Raw genomic sequence first — 22,717 nt, forward strand, 5'->3', positions numbered from 1 at the left:
AAATCAGTATAGTGCCTGATTTACTCAAGCTCTATTTAGTGTTCATCGTACTGGAGTGATTCAAAATGAAAAAAGTCACAACTTCCACGTTGTTGAAAATGAAGCAACAAAGCGAAAAAATTAGTGCGCTTACCGCATATGATGCGAGCTTCTCAAAGCTGTTTGATGAGCAAGGGGTAGACGTACTGTTAATTGGCGATTCATTAGGCATGGTTTTACAAGGCTGTGATGACACATTAGGCGTCAGCATTGATGATGTGGCGTATCACACCCGCGCCGTACGTAAGGGTGTTGAGCGGGCATTTGTCATCGCAGATATGCCGTTTATGTCTTATTCCACCCCAGAGCAAACTTATCTCAATGCCGGCAAACTCATGGCCGCAGGGGCAAGTATGGTTAAGCTAGAGGGCGGTCGCTGGCTATTGGATTCCATCAAAGGGCTAAATGAGCGCGGTGTACCTGTTTGTGGTCATTTAGGATTAACGCCTCAGTCAGTGCACGTTTTTGGTGGTTTCAAAGTACAAGGCCGTGATGATCTGCAAGCAGAGCAAATGCTCGAGCAAGCCAAAGAAATGGCAGCAGCAGGGATTCAGTTGTTGGTACTAGAATGCGTACCAACAGAATTGGCCGGTGCTATATCTCAAGCGATAGATATTCCCGTTATTGGCATAGGCGCAGGAGCAGAGACTGACGGACAAATTTTAGTCATGCATGACATGTTTGGTATTAGCGCCAACTACATGCCGAAATTTTCGAAAAACTACCTTCAAGAAACTGGCGATATGCGCACAGCGGTAAGTCAGTACATTGAAGAAGTGAAAGACGGCTCTTTCCCGTCTGAAGCCCATAGTTTTAGTAAGTGAGTTCAGTATGCGAGTGATCAGTAATATTGCCAGTTTACGCGATGTGCGTCGCAGCTGGCAGGCAGATTCTAAAGTGATTGCCTTTGTTCCTACCATGGGCAATTTACACCAAGGCCACCTTAACTTGGTAAAAGAAGCCAAATTAAAGGCCGATGTGGTGGTGGTTTCAATTTTTGTTAACCCATTACAGTTTGGGCCGGATGAAGACTTAGAAGCCTACCCACGTACATTAGAGAATGACCGTAAGGTACTTAGCGAGATGGGAGTTGACGTACTCTTTACCCCGCAAGTGAAAGACATATACTCACGAGGCCTTGAGCAGCAAACTTTTGTCGAGGTGCCAGGCATTTCCTATATGATTTGCGGTGCCAGTCGCCCTGGTCATTTTCGTGGTGTGGCGACCATTGTTTGTAAGTTGTTCAACATGGTCCAGCCGAACATGGCGTTCTTTGGTGAGAAAGACTTTCAGCAGTTGCAGGTCATCAAAGCCATGGTTACAGACTTATCGATGAATTTAACTGTGCATGGCGTCAAGACCACGCGAGAAGACGATGGTTTAGCCATGAGCTCGCGTAATCAGTATTTAAATACTGAACAGCGCGCACTGGCTCCGACGTTGTTTACGCGCTTACAAGAGATGCAGGACAAGATTGAATCCGGTCGCCGTGACTTTTCGCGTATCACCAGTGACTGTTGCGAGCAGCTTGCTGAAGCCGGGTTTAGTATCGATTACATCGAGATCCGCTCTGCGGATACGCTTTTGCAGCCAGGACATGAAGAAACCAAAGTGGTTATTTTAGCGGCTGCCTTCTTAGGGCGCACGCGTCTAATTGATAACCTGCAGGTATCATTAACTTAGCTATTATTGTTTTTACCCGCAGAAATAAAAAGGCCGTTAGTAAATACTAACGGCCTTTTTGTTTAATAATAACAAAAGCTTACTCGGTGTTAGTTAGCTCAGCCCAATTCTGACTTTTGCTAGCGATCGCTACCTGTTCGTCAAGAATGTTCTGCAAGTCCTTTTCTGTGGTCAACGGGTTAGCCAATACCACGCGAAAAACCGTCATGGTTTGCTCGCCATAGGTTTGAGTTTGCAAACGAGTACGTGATACAAATGATTTACCCGCTTCACGCTGTTGTTTTTGTACATAAACAGTGAGCTTATCAAGCTTCTCGTTAAAGTGAGGGCTTAATGATGGGTCGGCTTTAACCTGTTGCTGCACTTCTTGTGGGTTAACCCGATAAGTGAGCAATGACAGGGTAGGGGGAGTGATCAATTCAAAGTCAGGGTGTGACTGGATCATACGCGCGAAAATTTTGGCTTTTTCGATGCTTTGGTCAATCAATAATTCGTACCCTTGGCGACCAAATATATGTAAAGAGGCATATACCATCATGGCCATGCCGTTACGCGAACCTTCTAACGTGGTGGCACCTAAATCTTTTGAGCCAGCACGCAATATGTAGTTAGCGTGATGACGCACAGCATTACTGTCGTTAGGATCTTTAAACAACACCATACCTGCGCCCATAGGAACATACATTTGCTTGTGTGCGTCTATGGTGACGGAATCGGCGCGCTCGATCCCTTTAAGGATATTTCTATGGGTGCTTGAGAATAGCGTAGCTCCGCCCCAAGCGGCATCCACATGGAAATGACAGCCCAACTCTTGGGCGACATCAGCTAGCTCGTCTAGTGGGTCTACGTGGCCTGTTTCTGTGGTACCAGCTACACCAACAATACTGAGGATTTTATTGCCCTGTTCAGCGTATTGCTTACCAAAAGCGAGGGCTTTTTCAGGGGACAAGCGTTGGGTAGGGCAATCTAACGTGATGAGCTGTTCGCGACCTAAACCGAGTAAATCCACCGACTTTGATAGAGAATAATGCCCTCGGCGTGAAGATAAAATCGCCATTTTTTTATAGCCGTAATGGTCTAAACCTGCCGCTAACCCTTCTCGGGCAACCCCTTTAAACACGCCATCGGCAGCTAACGCTTTATTACGTGCTACCCACAGCGCGGTCACATTGGCTATGGTACCACCAGAGCAAAAAGCGCCTAAGGCGTGATTCGCACTGTGTAAATACGTATTGTAGAACTCACTGTCTTGGGCATACACAAGTTCGTGCATCATACCCAATACTTGACGCTCTAAAGGCGTAAAGGCTTTAGAGGTTTCGATTTTGACCAAATTTTGATTCAAGCCAACTAACAATTTAGCTAACGATAAATGAAAATACGGTAAGGCAGATGTCATGTGCCCGATAAATGTTGGCGAATAAGTATTAACCGAATTAGCGACTAGTTTTTCAAGTAAATTCGCGGCGTGCTCAGACACAAACTCTGGGTGTTCGGGCACATTAAATTCAGCAAAACTTTGTTCTATTTGCTCAAGTGACGTGACTTTCGTTACCACGTGTTGAGACAAAAAGTCAGCCAAGTTATCTGACAGATGCTGCTCAATCTGAGCTAACTTAGAATCTTTACCTTCAGGCATGGTAAACACTCTAAACAAATGCTCTAAACTGACTTCAGCTACGGCCACGCTTGACACCTCTTATGAAAACTTTCAGGTCGCGAACTTTACATTAATTTTCCAGCGAGACCAACATAAACCCCCAGTTTATGAAGGGCTATAGTGACTATTTAACGACTAATTTAAGGTAACAGAGTGTGTGAAGGGATGATACACAGAATAAAGTGCCTAAAAGTTGTTCAATTCAGCCTAGCCATTAGGAACTAACTTGCTATAGTATAAAGAAAAAATGCTGTCAATTATGAAAGTTTCTCAAGTTACTGAAAGCTTCAACCCCGATAACGTTGTGCCGTTTTTTCAACCTATTATGGATTTAACAAATAATCAGGTTTGGCGCTACGAATGCTTAGCGCGCCTTATTACGTTTGGTGAGCGGCCTTTTATCCCAAGCGAATTCTTATACTTGGTTGACCGGCAAGAAAGTCGTTCGCAATTAACCGAAACCATCTTCAATCGCAGTGCGCAATATTTCCGTGAACGCAATATGCCATGGAACATCAACATCAGTCTTGCTGATATGCAAGATGAGAACATTCATCGATTTCTTACCGAACAAGCCAGTAGCTACCCTAACCCCAAGCGAGTGGCATTAGAAGTCACCGCACAGAATGTGTTAGCGGACACAGACACCTTTTCAACCTTTTCTGACTTGTGTAAAAAACTTGGTTTGAGCTTATTCGTAGATAACATTGAACCCGATGTAAAACAGGTAGAACACTTACTTGCTTTGCCAATTAGCGGGTTAAAAATATCAGGACCGATTTTGGCGGACCTCGCTCAGAATGAGCAGGCACAAGCTGTAATCAAATCTTTGTGTGCTAAAGGGCAAACTAAGAATATCGCCTTAGTGGCTCAGCATCTTGAGAGCGAAGCACAACTCACTTTGCTGAAAAAACTTAATGTGCGTTACGCCCAAGGCTTTTACTTTAGTCAACCTAAGGCGCAGGCGCACTAACACTTGCTCTGGCAAATTATAATTGGCTAATCACTTGCCAGCTATGTTGGCCGCTTGCCCAATATTTACGTTCGAAGGGCGTTATGGCTTGCGCATCATGATATTGCTTCACCTCGCCACTAAAACCCGCTATTTCAAGGGCTAAAGCGAATTCCTGAATGTAAATTTGCCAGTTGCTACGCACCTCAAGTTGCCCGCCTAGCTTAACAATTTCTGCAAACGCAGGGCTGCCGTGCCAACGTCTTTGCACATGAGCAGATTTAGGATACGGATTGGGATACAACAAAAAATGCTTACTTAAGCGCCATTTAGCCTGCACTGCTAAGCGCCAAAAGTCATTTAGATCCGCTCTTAGTATCAAGGCGTTATCTTGCTTTAAGCTGTAATGCTCATGCTTACCCACGCGATGGGCTGACTTGTCCACACCAATGACTTTCGCCTCAGGGTGCTGATTGGCAATATGGGTGGAGCTTTCGCCCACCCCACAGCATGCATCTAATATGAGCGGGCCTTGCCAATCCCCTAGCCACTCCTGCGCCTGAGAAAAGGCCTGTAGAGTATGCTCAGTTAACGGACGTTGGCTAGCATGTTGTAAATGACGAGCAACCAAATCGGGTAGCTTTTCATGTACCCCCGTTTGGTTGCTGTCAATATGCCGAGAATTACCCTCGGGCGCAGTACTGTGGTTAATCACGTTTATTATTTCACCTAGCTTCTAATGCCCACGCCACGATTAATCAGTGAGTACGCAAAGCCAAGTAGCACCACATTAAACACCACTAATAAACCTAATGAGTGCATGTAGTTCACGTCAGAGACGCCTAAAAAGCCATAACGGAAACCATTCACCATATACACGATAGGGTTGATTTTACTAACCCACTGCCAAAATTCAGGCAACAGTGTTAACGAGTAAAATACGCCGCCTAAATAGGTCAGGGGAGTTAGCACAAAAGTGGGTACCACACTGATATCATCAAACGATTTGGCAAAGATGGCGTTAATCAAGCCCGCGGTGGCGAACAAAATTGAGGTTAACAGCAAGGTAATGATGATAATCGGAATACTGTGTAGCGTGATATCAACAAACAACATAGATACACAGGTCACGATAATACCGATGAGTATCGCCCGCGCGACCCCACCGCCTACAAAGCCGGCTATGATCACCCAATTAGGGATAGGGGCTACCAATAACTCTTCAATATTATGCTGAAATTTAGCGCTATAAAAAGAGGATGATACATTCGAATAGGAGTTGGTGATCACCGCCATCATGATAAGGCCAGGCACGATAAACTCCATATAACTGAAGCCACCCATTTGGCCGATACGACTGCCAATCAAATTACCGAATATGACAAAATACAAGGACATAGTAATTGCTGGCGGCACCAAGGTTTGTATCCAAATACGCAAAAAACGAGTGCACTCTTTTATCCATAGCGTTTGCAGTGCAATCATAGTGCGATTACCCATTAGCGAGCTCCTTTTGTGTTTTCTCTTTGTTTGCAAGCTCTTCGCGGCCTGATTCTACCAAGCGTACAAACAATTCTTCCAAACGGTTCGATTTATTGCGCATGCTTAAGACTTCTATTTTTTGGCTAGATAGTTGCTCAAAGACGTTATTCAAACTTTCTTCTTTGGCTACATCGACTTCGAGCGTGTGAGGGTCAAGTAAACGATACTCGAAACCTGACAATGCAATGCTTTGGTGCTCACCGGCCAAATCAAGAATAAAGGTTTCAATATTTAAGGTGGCCAGCAGAGACTTCATACTGGTGTTTTGCACGATTACTCCTTTATCGATAATCGCGATGTTGCGGCACAACATTTCGGCTTCTTCAAGATAGTGCGTGGTCAATATGATGGTGATGCCTTGCTCGTTAATTTCTTTTAGAAAGGTCCACATCGAACGGCGAATTTCAATGTCTACCCCAGCGGTAGGCTCATCCAAAATCAACATTCTGGGTTCATGCATTAGTGCCCGAGCAATCATTAAACGGCGCTTCATGCCGCCCGATAAATTGCGCGCCGGTTGATTGCGCTTTTCCCATAAATCTAGTTGCTTAAGGTATTTTTCAGCTCGCTCTTTTGCAACGTTGCGCGGCACACCGTAGTAACCTGCTTGGTTGACTACTATTTGAGTCAGTGTCTCAAATTGATTGAAATTGAATTCTTGTGGTACCAAACCAATGCATGATTTGGCTTCCACGGGTTGGGCGTCTAACGAGTATTCGAATATGTCAGCAGTGCCACTGGTTTTGTTCACTAGAGAACTGATAATGCCAATAGTGGTGGATTTGCCCGCACCGTTTGGGCCGAGTAGGGCGAAAAAATCACCCTGCTTTACTTCTAAATTAATCCCATTCAGGGCTCGGGTTCCACCTTTATATACTTTGGTTAACCCTTTGATATTCAATGCATTCATGCTTTATTCCGCGTGATTTTCAGGATGTTGGATTATCTGCTTTTACGATGACTGCCAACTTAGAGAGACAAAATGAAAAAGCATAAAGTTGTTGGCTGGATGTACTCACACCGAAAAGTATGCATTATATCATGGCGATGAATGAATAAAACACGACGAACAATGAATAAAATGTAAGGTTTTTAGTTTGTTACTCCCATAGGGACGTTTTTGGCTCTCAGCAGACAATGCAGAAACGCAAAGCAAGAAACCAACTAGTGCCCAATTAGCACCTAAAAGCCAGGACTCAATCAAAATAGGAGAGAAAAATCCATGGCCCATATGCAGCCCTTACCAAAAGAAACCACACCTGAATTAGCGGATGACTTCGCGATCTTTGAACAAATTTTAGGGTTTGTGCCTAACAGCCTGCTAACAATGCAACGCCGCCCTGATATCGTACGCGGTTTTGGGGTGTTAACCAAAGCAGTGATGGCACAAAACGGCACAGTTGATTTAGGTTTTAAGCGCCTCTTGGCGCACTTTTCGAGCCGGGCGGCAGGTTGCCAATACTGTGAAGCCCACTCCCTTATAGCCGCTAAAATTCACGGTATTTCTGATGAAAAGGTCGCAGCCGTGTGGGAATACCAAACGAGCCCACTGTATACCGACGCAGAGCGTATCGCTCTTGATTACGCCCTCGCGGCTGGCTCAGTGCCCAACGCAGTTGATGAGCCATTAATGGCAAAAATGCGCGCCTATTGGGAAGAAGACGAAATTGTCGAAATTCTAGGCGCCGTATGCTTGTATGGTTTTCTAAATCGTTGGAATGACTCTATGGCCACTGACTTAGAAGCCCCACCTAAAGCACTAGGCGAGGAGGTACTCGCTCAAGGTGGCTGGACAGGTGGTAAACACGTGTAACGTCAGCTGTATTCAATATTTATTTGCCTTCGTTGAATAAAAGAGCATATTGAACCTTAAAAGGGGCGCACTTAGTGCGCCCCTTTTGCTCTGCGTTCTCACTATTCGAAAGGGAACAACCATTACTTTATAGCGACGCCTTAATCAAAAACCGCTGGACGCATTCTGAGGGGGCACTTATTAGTGCGGATTGGTATTAGCATGGATCCAATCAAGTCCGTGAATGGCTGTAGTTGGAAATGCGATAGCATGAGAAGCACCCTCGATAGTCTTAAAATTAAGGATTAAGTGAGATGAATCGACGGCATTGATTTTTTCAGCCAATAATCGTGCACCACGCACCATATTTTGCTGCTCACCGAATTTTGGCGTCTCTAAGCTACCGACAGACAAATACACTTTTGTTTCATTTTTGGGCTTTTGCACATTCATGGCTAATAACTCGTTATCGTTAAACCAAACTGATGGGCTGCCCAGCACATACCCAGAGAATGTCTCTGGTGCTGTGAATAATACATAGGCGCCAAATAGTCCGCCAAGAGAGTTACCTACATATGTTCTGTGTTCTGGGGCGGCTCGATAATTTGATTCAACAAAAGGGATCAACGTTTTTCTAATAAAGCGCAAATGGGCTTTTGCACCGCCTGTTTCTAGTTTCCAATCTTTGGCCTTGCTCGGTGTAAAGTCTCTTACTCTGCTTGAAACGCCTTTCGAACCTTTGGAGTATGAAATGCCGACAATAATCGCTTCTTCCATTGTGCCACTATTCATGGGAAAACGCGTAGCGCCAGATACTATTGGGAAAGTGTATGGTGCATCAGTCAGATATATCACTGGGTAGTGCTGACTTTTATTGCTGCGGTAAGAGCGAGGTAGCTTGATGTAAAGCGGATAGATTCTTTTTGAGATTGGCTCTTGCAGCTCAACGAGCTCACTTCTAGGAATGCTATAAGCCACTTTTTCGCTTTTTTGCTCGAGCCAGTTGTTAAGTGGTTCAACCCAAGCCTTAATTGGTCGGTAAAAGGCACCGTGCTCTAGCCCTGTAGAAATCGAAATTTCTTCAAATGACGTCACCTTGTCACCACTGCGCTGTACGACTTGCTCGCAGGAACCAACTGTGTCTGAGGTTTCATAAATTGAAAAGATGTTCCCCTGCAAAATCACGTCACTTTGGGTGGCAAGGCTACTGGTGCAAGCCGCTAAAATCAGGTAATTAATATCGTTGTTGGCGATATAGCTTGACGCTATCGCCGTGATAAAGCCACCACGAGAAAAGCCTACTAAGGAAATGTTAGTTGCCGGAACCCCTTTGTCAATTAAGTGCTCAACTTGGTGCTTAAGCTTCTTGGCATGTTCAAACGGGTCGGTATTTTTCACTCTGTGCTCAGCAATAATGAAGGCGTCTAGCTCTGACAATGTCTCAAGTATGGCTGGAAAATCATAAGTGCCCCACGTTGGATGCTGCGGGGTTGGGTTATCCCCTTCAACAATAAAACCGTGAGAGTAAAAGACATAATGAGCGTTTGAATTGATAGACGCCGGCAACTCATCAAAGACGTTGCTGGCGAGCGCATTCACGCTGTAAAAAGTAAAGATCAATAAGATAGCGAGCTTCATGCTTTCCTTGCTTAGCCTCACAATGGTAGTGGGTAAAAGGTGATGGTAAGTAATATATAACGGCGCAAATTACCGTAAATCCGTTGTATATTCCATATTACGCCATAGAGAAAAGGTCTTATGGTGGTAGTCAAGCTTCTCTAACTTGGCTGTAGCTATTGCTGTTATTGTCGGATAAATCTTGTATCGCTTGCAACATTTCAAGCACGCTTGCTCTTAACTTTGCATCTTTGCTATGGGTATTTCCTAGGGACTGATCGAACGCCGCTGACTGCTTGGCTAGGGCGACAGTGTCGTATTTCTCATCGGGATCAAAATTTCGACTAGGGGGAGCCATTAAGGCTAAGCTCTCTTGGGACGTTATTAATCCATTTTCGAGCAACTCGGTACCCATGCTAACCAATTCATTATACGACATATTGCTTGGGTCATACTTGGCGGCGATATCCTGCATTTTACTTTCGGCATTTAACCCCGCTTCACTGAGCGTGATTTTATCTGCAGTTTGATTTTTATTGGCCGCATTCAAATTAGTGGTGTTTGGAGTAGCTGTATCTTTCATTTGGTAAATACGACTGACTTGGTCAGAGCTATTTATGTGCATAAGATCCTCAATTTAAAATAGAGTAAAAGTGAGCGCGCCGGCCACAAATTTAGTCGATGAGATAAACTGGACTGTGTAATCAATTATAAATAGCAATAAATAAGCCAAAAAATAACCTTTTTTCGGGCCGGAAAGCTGCACTTTGTTGTTAGTCATAAAGTGTTTTTAGGATGGTTTTTGCCGTTAAAAACGACAGTGCGGCAACATAGTGTTATCGCACCCTATTAGCGCTTACTACGTAGCGCAGGGTCGGGTTGGGTACAAGAGAGTTGAACGGGTAGCAAGTGATTAGTGTCAGTTGGCCCTGTCTGCTTGGCGCAATACTGTTTGAGGAGAAATAGCTTGACGCGAAATAGTTTGACTCGATGATTTGGGTTTGGCTTTGATGAACAATGAAAGTGGCAGTGACTTGATATTCTCCTTGGCCTTCAAGGGTTTGCACATGAATCAGATCGCCTAGGTTAAGGTATTGCAGTGCGGCGAAGTGGGTATCTCTGTGGCCGGTAATTACGCTGTTTCCCCCTTCTAATGGCAAGGGGGTAGCGCTCATATGGCCTGGGCCAAATGCCATGGTGCGCCCAGAGGCTCCGGCTAAAACATATAGTGGCTGTGCTGCTAGCTTTTTCTGTCGCGTACCTGCTAGCCCTTGCTTTCGCGCTTGGTGCTTCGCTGCGCCCTGGGAGCTAAAGCGGCTAGTAGGGCCAGAATAAAATTGTATTTTGGCCACAGGGTAGGTATCAGCCCATGGCCAAGGTTTGGTTTTGAACGATTTCTCTTTGAATGTTTGATTTGCGTTCGGCAAAAGGGTGTTAATTTCAGCTGCTTGCACACTGCTTTGCCAAGCATGGGCGATAAGCACTTGGGCCAATTGTGCTTTTGCCCACATGTACGCCCCGTTTGAAACCAGTAGCCCACCGCTTACTAAACAAGCCAGCCAAATAGCCGTTAAGTAGGCATTACGACTAGGTAGTGACAAAAGAGGCTTGGAATTGTTGCGTGCACTTTTTTGTGCCGCGCTCGCAGGCTGAGTTACTGCTCCCATTGCAGAGACAGAGCCGTGCTTAGTACTTGGCCAAAAATCTAACAGCTTCCCTAACGCTCGAATAGCCTTCATGACGATTGCTTGCGCCGAGCATAAAAGGCTATGCCTAATAGCATGAATCCCAGCGTGATATGCAAGGGTGTATTGGTAGCGGTTTGTGGCAATTGCCCGCGTATTTGAACACCTGCCATGGCAAGGCCCGCAGGGGCATTATGGTTAATCGGTTTGTTTTTGCTGTTTTCGTGCTCTGGTTTAGCGTCTTTTGAATTCGTTACTTGTTCATCCACGGCGATAAGGCTAGTAAACTGGCTAACCATATGATGTTCAAGGGCAATCTCGGTGATACTGCGCTGCCATGTTTGACGCATGGTGATGTCACGTTCACGTCGCAGGGTATGACTCAGTTGTTCTATCTTTTCTCTTGCCCAAGCTACGCCCATTCCTGCGCTTTTGGCTGTGGGGCTAAGGGGCATGCGAATAGACCAAGGTTTGCTTGGGGATGCGTTTGTCGTCTGCCAGCCTGTAACCTTAACCGCGTTGTCTGGCTGTTGCAGTTGCATACCATTCTCTAGATGCGCCACGGGCGCACGATAATGAATAACCACAGGTTGATCTTGGTATAAATCAGGGATAACACTTGGGTAAAACTCCGTGTTACGGGCAAATTCAATGTGTATGTCTTGCATCACAGGGCGCGTGAGCTTGTTGAACAGCTCAGTCATTTTTTGCTGTACCTGATTGATGTCGCCAATATAGGTAAAGGTGCCTCGCCCAGCCTGTGCTGCTTGGGTCATAAAGTAGCTGTTTGGGGCTGAGCCTATCCCTATAGTGAATAAGCGACTGTCTGCCAATTGGTTTTCAATCAAGCCCATGAGAGCGTCTTCATTACTAACACTGCCATCGGTGATGAACACCACTTGTCGCAATTGCACAGGGCTACCCTCGTTTGTATTTCCCTGCTCAAGGTTGGTTTTGTGTAGCGCCATTGATAGCGCTGGTGCCATTTCAGTGCCGCCATTTGCGCTCAAACTAGCGACCCAATTTCGAGCCCGTTGAATATTGTTGGCAGTGGCTGGCATTGCCATATTCCATAGCGCTTGAGGGGCGTCATTAAATTCAATAACGTTGACGCTATCTTCAGGGTGCAGCTGAGTTAAGGCAAAATCTACTGCGCGCTTAGCTTGCACAATAGACTCCCCAGCCATAGAGCCAGAGGTATCGAGTAAAAACACTACTTCTCTTGCTGATACTGGCGTCTTTGTACTTTTATCGTCAGCGTCATCTTGCCTTGGGGGCGTGAGCATCACCATTGCATACCGATAATTCCCTATTGTTTCGCTAAAATGAGCGGCACTTGGAATGTCACCTACGGTGGGTTTCCATCGCAACGAAAAGTCTTGGTTAGCGATATGCTCTTTCGTTAGCTCAATTTGATAGTGGCCAGCTTGTTGGTCTTTCGGGGTAATATCGATTGGGTGATGCTCGCTCACAATATCTTCAGGGCTTATTGAAAAGCCGCTGTTTAATTCCACGCTGATGCGAATAGGGTTTGCTGGTTCATCTGGCGTTTTAATTTGTCGGCTCAGTACCGATACACTCTCACCCCAGCCGTTTGAATTGACCTTTGCCACTGCAGTTTGATTAATTAAAGGTATCTGTGAAGCGCGTGGTGAATAGCGCGGCGTGATTGTCATGGGAAAGCGCACACTAAATGTTTGCTGGTCAAAGCGTATGACCTGCTGATATTCAATGGTTACACTGATGGTTTCATTCGGGCCGATATTGGCGATAGCATTGGTAAATAAATTCGGGCGTTTTTGCTCAATTAGGCTGGCTTTTCTGCCTTGTTCTTTGGCGGTCTCGAAGCGCGCTTTGGCTTGTTGTTTGGGCATGATTTTACCCGTGATTTTGCGTTCGCCTATAGTCATGTTGAGATGATCAACCGCGGCATTCTCCGGGAGCGGGAAGGCATATATAGCATTCACCCAATCTTGACTGGGATTATGAAAGCGTTGAGTCACTTGGGTTCTGGCGAGCATGCCCGTCACGTTAATCTTTACATCTGTGCTTAGCAACGGGCTCAGTTGATAGCGCCGAACCTGCTCGTTTTGGCGCTCATTATGCTCGTCACTGGGGTTGCTACCTTCTGATGGCTCACGCAGGTAAAACAAGCTGCCTTGTTCAACATCATTAATAGAATCAACAAAAACGGCAGGAGAGCTGCTTTCAGTTGCGCTTGAATTGGTGTTTGCTTGGCTGGTCTGGCCTTGGAGGCGCTGCTCGTTATACATAGTGTTTTTCTCGACGTCGGGTTGCATCAGGTATTGAGAGGCTGCGCTGTGCAATACACCTATGGTGCTTACAATGAGCAACAAACCGCTGAATTTAAGTAAAAGGGACATTCCTGTTCTCCGTTTTATCGCTATTGTGTCGCTGAAGCGGCCATCAGCGGTGTGTGCGACGCAGGGTGGATAGCTAAGGTGACTTTTCGGGCGAAAAACCAAGTATCTGGCTGGCTTTCTATGGTGTTCATCTTGGTTTCACCAAAGGATTCTGTGTGCAATTGCGCAGTAGGCACTTGCTGTTTTGTTAAATAGCGTTTCACGCTGATAGCTCTTTGTTGTGAAAGCGCTTGGTTGTAATTTGAGTCGCCGCGCTCGTCGGCATAGCCCGCAAGAGTGATGTGTAGATCTGGATATTGCCGTATTAGTGCTGCAATCAAATCTAATTGCCTGTGGTAATGGCCTTCAACGAGATGTGAACCAGTGCGAAACTGAATATTCGTTTCGATTGGCGTTATGGCCGCGTGGGAATTGATTGCTGCAGTGCTTTGCTGCGCAGGTCGGTCAGGGTTTTCAATACTCGCTGTTTGATAGGAACGTATTTTATGCTCTGCTTGTTGCCCTGCAGGGGTCAGAGCATCGGCGCCGCGCTGTAAGGCGAGTAGTTGCAGTTTTGTCTCTTTTAGCTCTGATTTAGCCTGAGCTAAGGCGTTATCATTATTTACATCATTTGAAATAAACAAACCCATTATGCCGCCTATTACACCGCCAACGGGGCCACCTACGGCGCTGCCAAGCAGTGCGCCTGAGCCCAATCCTACGAGGTCATTTTGTGTTTTAGTCTCTGCAGGTTCTGTGCTTTGGGTTTGTGCGTGCGTTAAAGGCGAAAATGCTTGGTTGAGAATGAGCGATAAGGTGATTGTGATCGTGGCGTATTTCATCGTTGTTCCTAAACATTGAATAGTTGGGCGTTCTGGTTGCTTATTACAGCGCTGATTTACGGCAAATTAACGAGTGAAAAATGGCAATCTTTGGGGCAATTGTGGCGAAAAAATGGAATTTCTCTTTGTGCATCAAAAAGGCAAAATTTTAGGATATAGTGGCGTCACGAAATAATATGAGAGTAGTTATGTCTCAACGTATTGCACTGGTAGAAGATGATCTCGCTATCCGGGAAAACTACGCAGCAGCCCTTAAAAAACAAGGCTATGAGGTAATCTGTTACGCTAATCGCCGTGAAGCTGAGCAAGGTTTTGCCCAGCGCTTGCCTGACTTGGCTATTATTGATATTGGCTTACAAGATGAGATCGATGGCGGCTTTATGGTTTGCCAGCAATTGCGCAGTTTATCTAAAACCTTACCGATTATTTTCTTTACTGCCAGAGACAATGACTACGACACGATTTGTGGCTTGCGCATGGGAGCGGATGATTACTTAACAAAAGACATTAGTTTGCCCCATTTGTTAGCGCGTATTGCCGCCTTATTCCGTCGAGTGGCGCTGTTAAACCAACCGCAGTTATCCGAAGATGTTATTCAAACAGGTGCCCTGAGTATTGATAGCAAGCGAATGACCGTGAGTTGGCAACAGCAAGACATTGAGCTGACAGTGACCGAGTTTTGGATGTTGCATGCAATCGCCAAATACGCAGGGCACGTAAAGAGTCGTCAACAACTGATGGACGAATCTAAAATGGTGGTGGATGACAGCACCATCACTTCTCATATCAAACGTATCCGCAAAAAATTTCAGCAAGTTGATAGCCAGTTTGACCGCATTGAAACGGTTTATGGCATGGGGTATCGCTGGAAAAACGGAACAAGCCATTAATTCTTTATGAGCCGCCCTGTCAACCAACCTAAAAAACAACAAGCCAGCCAAGGGCAAAGCAAGCAGAGGTTTCGTTTTCGCTTTGGTATTCGCTTAAAGCTTTTAGCTTTATCTTTGTTTTTGTTTGCCATTCCTTGGCTTGGGTATCAGTACGTATGGGAGCTGGAAAGTTACCTGCGTATTGGGCAAGAGCAAACCATGGTTGGCACAGCGCGAGCGGTTGCTACAGCCTTACACGAAAGGCCATCTTTGTTTGACACTCAAAGCGCGTATTTAACCGATGTTAAACCGGGCACCGACTTATATGCCCATAAAATACACGACCCTATTCGTTTAGATGGCAAATTAGATGACTGGCTGGATTACCAACATTTAAGCCTTGCGTATGGGCAAGACCATTTGCTTGATTACAGTGACGATTATGAGCCGAGCAGTTTCCATTTTCGGCATATGGTGGGGCAGTTCGGCGAATATCTATATGCCATGTTTGAAGTGACAGATGAAAGCGTATTGTTGCGCGGTAAAAACAGCCTGAGGGTTGATCGCAATGACTATCTGCAAATAGCCATGACCGACCCAGATGGCCGTTTTCAGCGTTATGTTGTTGCGCCGCAAGAAGCGGGTTGGGTGAATGCTTATTTATTATCCGAGCCGGTCGACTCTATGCGCCCTGTTTCTCTTGAAACACAAATTCAAGGCCGTTGGTTAAACACGGCTACAGGCTACAATATCGAATTGCGCTTTCCCCTAGGGATGATGAGTAGCAAAATTGCATTTGCTATTACGGATGTCGATGATCCGCAAAATCGGCAAATGCGTTATCGAATAGGAACGGCAAACCCAAATAAGAGCGATGCCCTAGGCACTGTGCTGGTGCCATCGCCGGAAATTGAAAATATCATCAAGGGCTTAAAGTATTCGAATGCGAGGGTGTGGGTCATTGATAAACACAAGCGAGTATTAGCTCGCTCTGGCAATATCCATAAATCTGTCGGCCTAAGTAGCAGCGCTTATTCATCAACCCAGAGCCTGAAAAACAGCTGGTGGCAACGTATCGAGCAAGAATGGTTATTGCCCATATATTATCAAATATTAACTAAGCCCCCAGCCGATTTTATTGATGATCTGCAAGATGCCTACGCGCTGCAAGGCCAAGATATTAATCAAGCGCTTACTGGCATGCCTGCTTCTTTGTGGCGCTTAAGCCCAGACAACAAAGCGGTGATCCTCTCGGCTGCGCATCCTATCTTTATTGATGAAAACGTGATGGGCGCCGTGGTGGTTGAACAAACCACAAATGGGATCCGTACTTTGCGAAATCGGGCGCTGGAAAAACTGTTTCATGTGATCTTAGCCGTAATGGGGCTGGGCACTTTGGCGTTGTTCTTATTTGCTTCGCGCATGTCGTTTCGTATACGTAAACTTAGAAATCAGACTGAGGCGGCAATCGACAGTCACGGGAAAATCATTGGCACGATTGCCAATGTAAACGCGCGAGATGAAATAGGTGATTTAGCTAATACCTTTAACCTTGTATTGGGCAGGTTAGGGCAGTACAACGCGTATTTGCAGAACATGTCGTCGCGGTTATCTCATGAGTTGCGCACGCCAGTGGCCATTGTTAAATCATCCCTAGAAAACCTCCAACTTAGCCATCACACTAATGAAGATGCTCAGTACATCGAACGTGCGCAAATGGGCATCAAGCGCCTGAGCAGTATTTTAAATAACATGAGCGAAGCCACTCGTTTAGAGCAAGCAGTGCAAAGTGATGAGCGTGAAGAGTTTGACGTAAATGCACTGCTCACTGGGTATGTAGAAGGCTATCGAATGACGTACCCCAGCCATCACTTTTCATATGTTAATGAAGCTGGGGAGACGCTATTGCTCGGTTCCGGGGATTTATTCGGCCAAATGCTGGACAAAATTATCGCCAATGCCCTTGAGTTTAGCCCGCAAGGTTCGATGATAGCAGTGCAATTGAGCCAACGTGGGCCCAAACATGTGCTGAATATAGACAACAATGGCCCTGCATTGCCTAAAAATATGCAAGGTAAGCTATTCGACTCTATGGTATCGGTTCGCTCTGAACAGGCTACGTCTGAACCTCATTTGGGCCTAGGGTTACATATTGCCAAAGTCATAGCGCAGTTTCACAACGCTGAAATTCAGATTGAAAATCAGCACTCTGAATCCGGCCAACCTATTGGTGTGCGTGTATCTCTGATTTTTTAGCCGAGCAAAAGCGTTTATTTGGGGTTAACAGGGTATAAATCGGGGTGTAAAAACGGTGCCATTGCCAGCACGATTGCATGGGTGTAATTGCCTTCTCGTGTGGCGTTACCGTTGGTCAGCAGGCCTATCGCCCCTCCTTTTTGTTTAACGTTTTTGGTGTTAAACAACGTATCCATTAGCGGGCCAAGTTCTTCGCCAGCAGCTAACGCTTGATAAACAGATTCTGGGATGGGCATAATCGCCCCGCGGCCAATAGATTCACGTTCATAATTGGCAATGACTATGTAGGCAAAGGTTGCGGGCCCATATTCGAATTTATCTACGCCGCCTTCCATCGCGACATAAAAATCTGCTTTAGCATTCGCCTGACAGTAACTTACGCGATTTATCGCACCAATGCGGGTTTCTTCACTGGTCATGGGCTGTTCAGCCACACCTGACGGTGCGTGCATACCTTCACAGGTTATTTGATGGTCAGGATAAAGCATACTGATAGCGTTTTTCGCTGCGTTTACTTTAACCGGATTTTTGGAGCCGACAACAACATGAAGTGCAGCAGTGGTTTGAGGTTGAGACAAGGTAGTTCCCTTCAAGCAGATTCGTTGAGCGCATTGTGAACATGGTTATAAAGGCGCAATACTAACATAGTCAAAAGCTCTTAAGAGCCAACGCAGGAGCCAAAATATACCCTGTTGGGAGTTAAGCGTGAAACTGTCTGAATTGCGCTGGTTGTTTACGGGGTTATATCAAATTTTTTGGCACAACTATTTAAAACTAAAAGTTCGTATCAGTCGCTATGCTCGTTATCCTGTTAGGGTTTAAGAAAGCGTCAAAAGAGCAATAAGGGTTATGAAGTTACATCATTTACAGGGTTATATTCAGTCAATTTATCTGGTGGAGTACCCAGATAGACTCATGCTGCTAGATGGGTGTACCCGAGCGGATGTTGATACGCTGCGTCATTTTATTACGCAAGAACTTAAGCGTCCCTTTAGTGACTTGAAAGTAGTAATGGTGACGCATATGCACCCAGATCATGCTGGGGCGGCGCATCAACTGAGAAAGCTTATTGGTTGTAAGGTTATCTCGAGCGACGTTGAGCACTCTTGGTACAGAGGGGTTTCAGGTTGGATGATGTACTTAACGGATTTGGCGTTAGCTCGCTGGGTAGCAAAACGTTTGGGACGCGAGCGTAAAAGTATGTGGTACGCCAAAACCTTGAAGCCGGATATTAAGCTGGTTGATAAGCAAACAATCCCGGGCTTTGATGAATGGTGTGTGTTTGAGACGCCAGGACATACCGACCGTGACTTGTCGATAATGCACATGCCAAGTCAGCGCATGTACGTGGCTGACTTGGTGGTGAAAGTGAAGAGTCGTTTTATTCCGCCATTTCCGGTGTTCTTCCCTAGAATTTACGGGCATTCCATCGACAAGCTTATGGTCATTCGACCGCAATCAATATTGTTGGCTCACGGCGGTGAAGTGCAGTTAGATGACGCTGATTATGCGCATTTACGCGCCAGTGTGCCTAAAGGGCCGCAAACGCCTTGGCGCGTGGTTAAAGCGAAAAGTCGGCGCGCGTTAGGTCTGAAAAAACGCGCAAGGAAATAAAAGGCGAACTCAGCTCTGCTAGCGAGTAAAAATAATGGTATATTTTTCATATTACATGAATTTTACTCATAGGTTTACCGTTATGCTAGAGCGCCATCACTTAGCCATAATTCACGCTGTGGATAAACACGGCACATTGACCGAAGCGGCGAATGCTCTGCATTTAACCCAATCAGCTTTAAGTCACGGGATCAAAAAACTAGAAGTGCATTTAGGCGCACCTGTATGGCGAAAAGACGGCCGACGGTTGCGTTTAACCCAGGCTGGGCAAGGGTTGTTAAATTTAGCCAATCGCGTGTTACCCCAGTTCGAACATAGCGAGCAAGTGATCCAGCAGATTGCCCAGGGACTGCGCGGCGCGTTACGTATTGGTATGGAATGCCACCCTTGCTACCAGTGGTTGTTAAAAGTGGTTTCGCCATTTCTCCAGCAGTTTCCCGATGTCGATGTTGATGTGCGTCAAGCGTTTCAGTTCGGCGGTTTAGGGGCACTACTAGGCTATGACATTGATATGTTAATCACACCCGATCCGCTTTTTCAAAAAGGCTTAGAGTACTTACCTGTGTTTGAATATGAACATGTGCTTGTGGTGCCAAGGTCTCATTTTGTAGCAGAAAAAGCTTTTGTTCAGCCTCAAGATCTACGTCATGACGTATTGATAACTTACCCTGTTGAAAGCAGCCGACTAGACGTATTCAGTCAATTTTTAACGCCAGCAGGTGCAAGTGTTAAACGTCACCGCACGATTGAAACCACTGAAATTATGCTGCAAATGGTAAGCGCAGGGCGCGGTGTGGCTGCATTGCCTAAATGGCTGGTTGAACAGCATCAAAAAGACTTGGCGATTGTGCCTGTTCGCTTGGGGAAACGAGGCATATTCAAAAACATCCACCTTGGGTTTAGGGCGGGAGAGACGCGCCCCGAGTACCAAAACGCTTTTATTGAGATGGCCAAGCAGACTGATCATCTTATGTAGGCAGGTTACTGCTTCGCTTGCTCGGTTACTGTTTCGGCTGTTCGGTTAGGTTTAGAATACACTCAACGATTTTATCTCTATCGTAAGGTTTACCTAAGTGTTCGTTCATACCTTGTTGCAGGTAGTTAATTTTATCATGCTCAAAAACATTGGCCGTTAGTGCAACCACAGGTAAATCTGGCATCGCCAGTTCGTTGCGAATGTGTTTTAGCGCGGTTAAACCATCCATAACGGGCATATTGATGTCCATAAGCACGATATCGACATGTTGTGCACGCTTAAGCTCGTCAAGACAGTGTTGTCCATCATTTGCTGGAATAACAGTTGCGCCTTCGGCGGCTAATAGCTCACAGATGACTTCTTGATTGATCATATTGTCTTCAGCCACTAAAACCACTAAACCATTTAGCCTTGGCTTACTTTCCTCTGTAACGGAAATAGGTGCAGGGGCAGGTCCTTCGATGATGTGAAACAATTCCTCATTACGACAAGGTTTGCTAAGAATACGCTCTATCGGAAAGTGCTGGCTCATTCGGGTAATGCTGCTTGCATCGTAAGCGGTTAAAATCAGTATTCGACTGGTTATTTTGTTGTCTGACTGTTGTAGACGAGTTAAAAATGCCAGGCCGCCAATTTGTGGCATAACCCAGTCCAACAAGATAACGTCAGGTTGCTCGCCGTCTAATAAAGCGTCTAGTGCGTCACTGGCAAATTGATAAGCTTGAACGTCAGCCCCCATGCTGGTCAAAGCATGTTCCAACATCGTCAGCGAAATTGGGTTGTCGTCAATCACTACGATGCGTTGAGGTTTAGAAAGCAACTTAGGTTGCTCAGGTTCAGTGATAATAAGATTATTAAGCTTTAAATTGATGTGTGCGGAAAAGCAGCTGCCTATTCCCAACTGACTACTGACAGCAATCTCTCCACCCATTAATTTACATAGCGCCTGGCTAATTGACAGGGCTAAACCACCATTAACGTTTTTATTTTGATTGAGTGGTTGCGCGCGGCTAAATAATTTGGCGATATCTTCTTGGGCAAATCCTGTGCCTGTATCGCTGACCATAAAGCGCAAACTATAATCACTGTTTGACAAAGCAGCGGGTTGCTCTGTATCTGAGTTGATCACTAAGTGCACATGGCCGCTGGTGGTATTTTCAATCGCGTTCGCGCATAGATTAAGTAAAATTTCTTTTATGCGACGGCTATCACCAATCAAGTCACAGTGCACGGTATGCGGTACTGTAATGTCAAAAGAAAGGCCTTTGTCTTGGGCGTCTTTAGAGAGCATGGCATATAAACCATCAACGATTTCATGTAGCGAAAATGGGTGTTCTTGAAGTCTTAGTTCACCGGACTCAAGCAGGGCATAGTCTGATAAGTCAACCAACACCCCGTTTAAATGTTGAGCCGACATGTGAATTTTGCGCAGGTAATCTTGTTGCTTGAGTGTCAGTTCAGTTTGCATACATAAGTCAGTCATCCCAATTATACCGTTGACTGGCGTGCGGATTTGATGACTTAAGGTGGTCATAAATTGCGTTTTACCACTTAACGCATGCTTGGCTGTTTTATCGCTTTCTTGTAAGGCATTTTGAGCTTGCAGCAAGTCGCTTTCGATTTGTTTAGCGTTATTATTTTCCTGTAAATAGCGTAAATAAAGAGCGCGGTGTTGCTTTAGGCCATAGCGTAAAAACAAGCTCACAAAAAGGCAACCAAGAAGCGCCAAACCCAAATAGAGATATTGAATTAATGGGATCGACTTGAAATGGTTACTAGTAGGGTAAACCCATAGATGCCATTTGTGCCCGTGTATATTTATCGGCACATTAACGTGGGTAATATCCTGCCCCTCAAGGCTTGCAATTGGTAAATCAGCTAGCATTTTATTATCAGGAAAGGCAAAGGGGTGGCGTTCGTGATCGGCCAGTACATAGGCATACTGCGTGCGATTGAGCTCATTCGGTAAGGCTTGCGTTAATGATGCAATACGATGCACTGAAATGATAAAGCCAAAATCGCTATTTTGAGGACGTGCGGTCACGGGGTGCACAATAATAAAAAGCGGGTGAGTGCTCTGGGTCATTTGGGGGGCTAAAATGGGCGATACCACGACGTTATTTAGCTTCTGGGCACGTGCAATAAACGGCTGAATGTAAGTGTCTAACTCCGTCTCTAGCTCAACTAAGCCTTGCATGGGGGAAAAATGAATAGGTGATGCTTGGCTACTGTTTTTTAACCAAAAAAGCTCAGCTACGTCCTGTGGATTTGGATAGACCAACTGAATAAACTGATTTAACTGCGCGGTATCTATTTGAGGGTTCGATTGAATAGCGTGTGCAAGCTTTTTATTGCGCACAATTGTTTGTTGTAACGCCAAGTCGTAACGGGCAACGAATTGTTGCATGCTTTGCTGAGCATGACCGGCTGCTTGGCTACGATAAGTAGACACGCCCTGATTAAATAACAAAAGCGCGACAAGACTACCGAGCACAAACGTCACTAAAAAAACGACATTGGCCGTTTTACCACTAGCTAGATACTTCATTCCATGTCATCCATTTCAACGCTAAAGGAGTTGGTACGGGCAATTCATTTGCCTTCTACACCAAACTTCACCGTACTCTTCGGTTGACTAAATATCAACAACCGCAACGTAAATTTAGCGTAAGTAAGCACGAAAGAAAGAGGGACAAAGGGAGAAATAGTAAGAATGGCAGATATTTCGGCTGAAATATCTGCCACGGATGCGACACCAAGCCAGGACCAGTGAAACTCAGTATCAAACAGGCAGTATTAATTTAATCTAAATGAGAATTGTTTTCAA

19 protein-coding genes are annotated in these 22,717 nt (G+C 45.5%); 8 read left to right on the forward strand and 11 right to left on the reverse strand.

Annotation, left to right across the window (positions count from 1 at the left end):
- Positions 1-65: 65 nt before the first annotated feature.
- Together panB and panC are read left to right on the forward strand one after the other, a co-directional pair.
- On the forward strand, positions 66-863 hold the full coding sequence (panB, locus tag GCHA_RS05095; protein ID WP_007985792.1) for a 3-methyl-2-oxobutanoate hydroxymethyltransferase: 798 nt from the start codon (positions 66-68) through the stop codon (positions 861-863).
- 7 nt (positions 864-870) lie between these two features.
- Positions 871-1,722, forward strand: coding sequence for a pantoate--beta-alanine ligase (gene panC, locus GCHA_RS05100; protein ID WP_007985793.1), 852 nt, complete (start codon positions 871-873; stop codon positions 1,720-1,722).
- Positions 1,723-1,801: 79 nt separating this feature from the next.
- Here the strand turns inward: panC and panP are convergent, their stop codons facing one another.
- On the reverse strand, positions 1,802-3,409 hold the full coding sequence (gene panP, locus GCHA_RS05105; RefSeq protein ID WP_007985795.1) for a pyridoxal-dependent aspartate 1-decarboxylase PanP: 1,608 nt from the start codon (positions 3,407-3,409) through the stop codon (positions 1,802-1,804).
- A gap of 232 nt (positions 3,410-3,641) precedes the next feature.
- Here panP and GCHA_RS05110 point away from each other — a divergent pair, with 232 nt between their 5' ends.
- Positions 3,642-4,355, forward strand: a complete 714-nt coding sequence (locus GCHA_RS05110) for an EAL domain-containing protein (RefSeq protein ID WP_318248932.1) — start codon at positions 3,642-3,644, stop codon at positions 4,353-4,355.
- A 16-nt stretch (positions 4,356-4,371) separates the two neighbouring features.
- On the opposite strand, the gene trmB is transcribed toward GCHA_RS05110, so the two are convergent.
- From trmB to GCHA_RS05125, 3 genes are read right to left on the reverse strand one after another with little or no spacing between them, the layout of a single operon-like run.
- Positions 4,372-5,049 carry a tRNA (guanine(46)-N(7))-methyltransferase TrmB gene (gene trmB, locus GCHA_RS05115; RefSeq protein WP_007985799.1) on the reverse strand — a complete coding sequence of 226 codons (678 nt, stop codon included), beginning with the start codon at positions 5,047-5,049 and terminating at the stop codon, positions 4,372-4,374.
- A gap of 14 nt (positions 5,050-5,063) precedes the next feature.
- On the reverse strand, positions 5,064-5,834 hold the full coding sequence (locus GCHA_RS05120; protein ID WP_007985801.1) for an ABC transporter permease: 771 nt from the start codon (positions 5,832-5,834) through the stop codon (positions 5,064-5,066).
- Positions 5,827-6,786 (reverse strand): ABC transporter ATP-binding protein, encoded by a 960-nt coding sequence (locus GCHA_RS05125; RefSeq protein ID WP_007985802.1) that lies wholly within the window; start codon positions 6,784-6,786, stop codon positions 5,827-5,829. The genes GCHA_RS05120 and GCHA_RS05125 overlap by 8 nt, the downstream gene beginning before the upstream one ends.
- Before the next feature lie 312 nt (positions 6,787-7,098).
- Here GCHA_RS05125 and GCHA_RS05130 point away from each other — a divergent pair, with 312 nt between their 5' ends.
- Positions 7,099-7,689, forward strand: coding sequence for a carboxymuconolactone decarboxylase family protein (locus tag GCHA_RS05130; protein ID WP_007985803.1), 591 nt, complete (start codon positions 7,099-7,101; stop codon positions 7,687-7,689).
- Positions 7,690-7,869: 180 nt separating this feature from the next.
- Here the strand turns inward: GCHA_RS05130 and GCHA_RS05135 are convergent, their stop codons facing one another.
- The 5 genes from GCHA_RS05135 to pdsO form a co-directional block, all read right to left on the reverse strand.
- Complete coding sequence (locus GCHA_RS05135; protein WP_007985805.1) at positions 7,870-9,306, reverse strand: alpha/beta hydrolase; 1,437 nt, start codon at positions 9,304-9,306, stop codon at positions 7,870-7,872.
- Positions 9,307-9,436: 130 nt separating this feature from the next.
- Entirely contained in the window at positions 9,437-9,910 is a 474-nt protein-coding gene (locus tag GCHA_RS05140; protein ID WP_007985806.1) for a hypothetical protein, read from the reverse strand.
- A 211-nt stretch (positions 9,911-10,121) separates the two neighbouring features.
- Positions 10,122-11,024: a class GN sortase gene (locus GCHA_RS05145; protein WP_007985809.1), complete on the reverse strand. Its 903-nt coding sequence runs from the start codon at positions 11,022-11,024 to the stop codon at positions 10,122-10,124.
- Positions 11,021-13,354, reverse strand: a complete 2,334-nt coding sequence (locus GCHA_RS05150; protein ID WP_007985810.1) for a marine proteobacterial sortase target protein — start codon at positions 13,352-13,354, stop codon at positions 11,021-11,023. The genes GCHA_RS05145 and GCHA_RS05150 overlap by 4 nt, the downstream gene beginning before the upstream one ends.
- A 20-nt stretch (positions 13,355-13,374) precedes the next feature.
- Complete coding sequence (gene pdsO / locus GCHA_RS05155) at positions 13,375-14,175, reverse strand: sortase-associated OmpA-like protein PdsO (protein WP_007985811.1); 801 nt, start codon at positions 14,173-14,175, stop codon at positions 13,375-13,377.
- A gap of 188 nt (positions 14,176-14,363) precedes the next feature.
- On the opposite strand from pdsO, the gene pdsR reads away from it, so the two are divergent.
- Together pdsR and pdsS are read left to right on the forward strand one after the other, a co-directional pair.
- Positions 14,364-15,065 (forward strand): proteobacterial dedicated sortase system response regulator, encoded by a 702-nt coding sequence (gene pdsR, locus GCHA_RS05160; protein WP_007985812.1) that lies wholly within the window; start codon positions 14,364-14,366, stop codon positions 15,063-15,065.
- Positions 15,066-15,071: 6 nt separating this feature from the next.
- Positions 15,072-17,300 (forward strand): proteobacterial dedicated sortase system histidine kinase, encoded by a 2,229-nt coding sequence (pdsS, locus tag GCHA_RS05165; protein ID WP_007985814.1) that lies wholly within the window; start codon positions 15,072-15,074, stop codon positions 17,298-17,300.
- Between the two features lie 14 nt (positions 17,301-17,314).
- Here pdsS and yjjX read toward each other — a convergent pair whose 3' ends face one another.
- Positions 17,315-17,878 (reverse strand): inosine/xanthosine triphosphatase, encoded by a 564-nt coding sequence (yjjX, locus tag GCHA_RS05170; protein WP_007985816.1) that lies wholly within the window; start codon positions 17,876-17,878, stop codon positions 17,315-17,317.
- 271 nt (positions 17,879-18,149) lie between these two features.
- Between yjjX and GCHA_RS05175 the strand changes: the two genes are divergently transcribed.
- Positions 18,150-18,914, forward strand: coding sequence for an MBL fold metallo-hydrolase (locus GCHA_RS05175; RefSeq protein ID WP_007985820.1), 765 nt, complete (start codon positions 18,150-18,152; stop codon positions 18,912-18,914).
- An 82-nt stretch (positions 18,915-18,996) separates the two neighbouring features.
- Complete coding sequence (locus GCHA_RS05180; RefSeq protein ID WP_007985821.1) at positions 18,997-19,890, forward strand: LysR family transcriptional regulator; 894 nt, start codon at positions 18,997-18,999, stop codon at positions 19,888-19,890.
- Between the two features lie 25 nt (positions 19,891-19,915).
- Here the strand turns inward: GCHA_RS05180 and GCHA_RS05185 are convergent, their stop codons facing one another.
- Positions 19,916-22,438: a response regulator gene (locus GCHA_RS05185; RefSeq protein ID WP_007985822.1), complete on the reverse strand. Its 2,523-nt coding sequence runs from the start codon at positions 22,436-22,438 to the stop codon at positions 19,916-19,918.
- Positions 22,439-22,717 lie beyond the last annotated feature (279 nt).

Origin of the sequence: Paraglaciecola chathamensis S18K6, from assembly GCA_000314955.1 — a bacterium.
In the GTDB taxonomy this organism is placed as follows: Bacteria; Pseudomonadota; Gammaproteobacteria; order Enterobacterales; family Alteromonadaceae; genus Paraglaciecola; species Paraglaciecola chathamensis.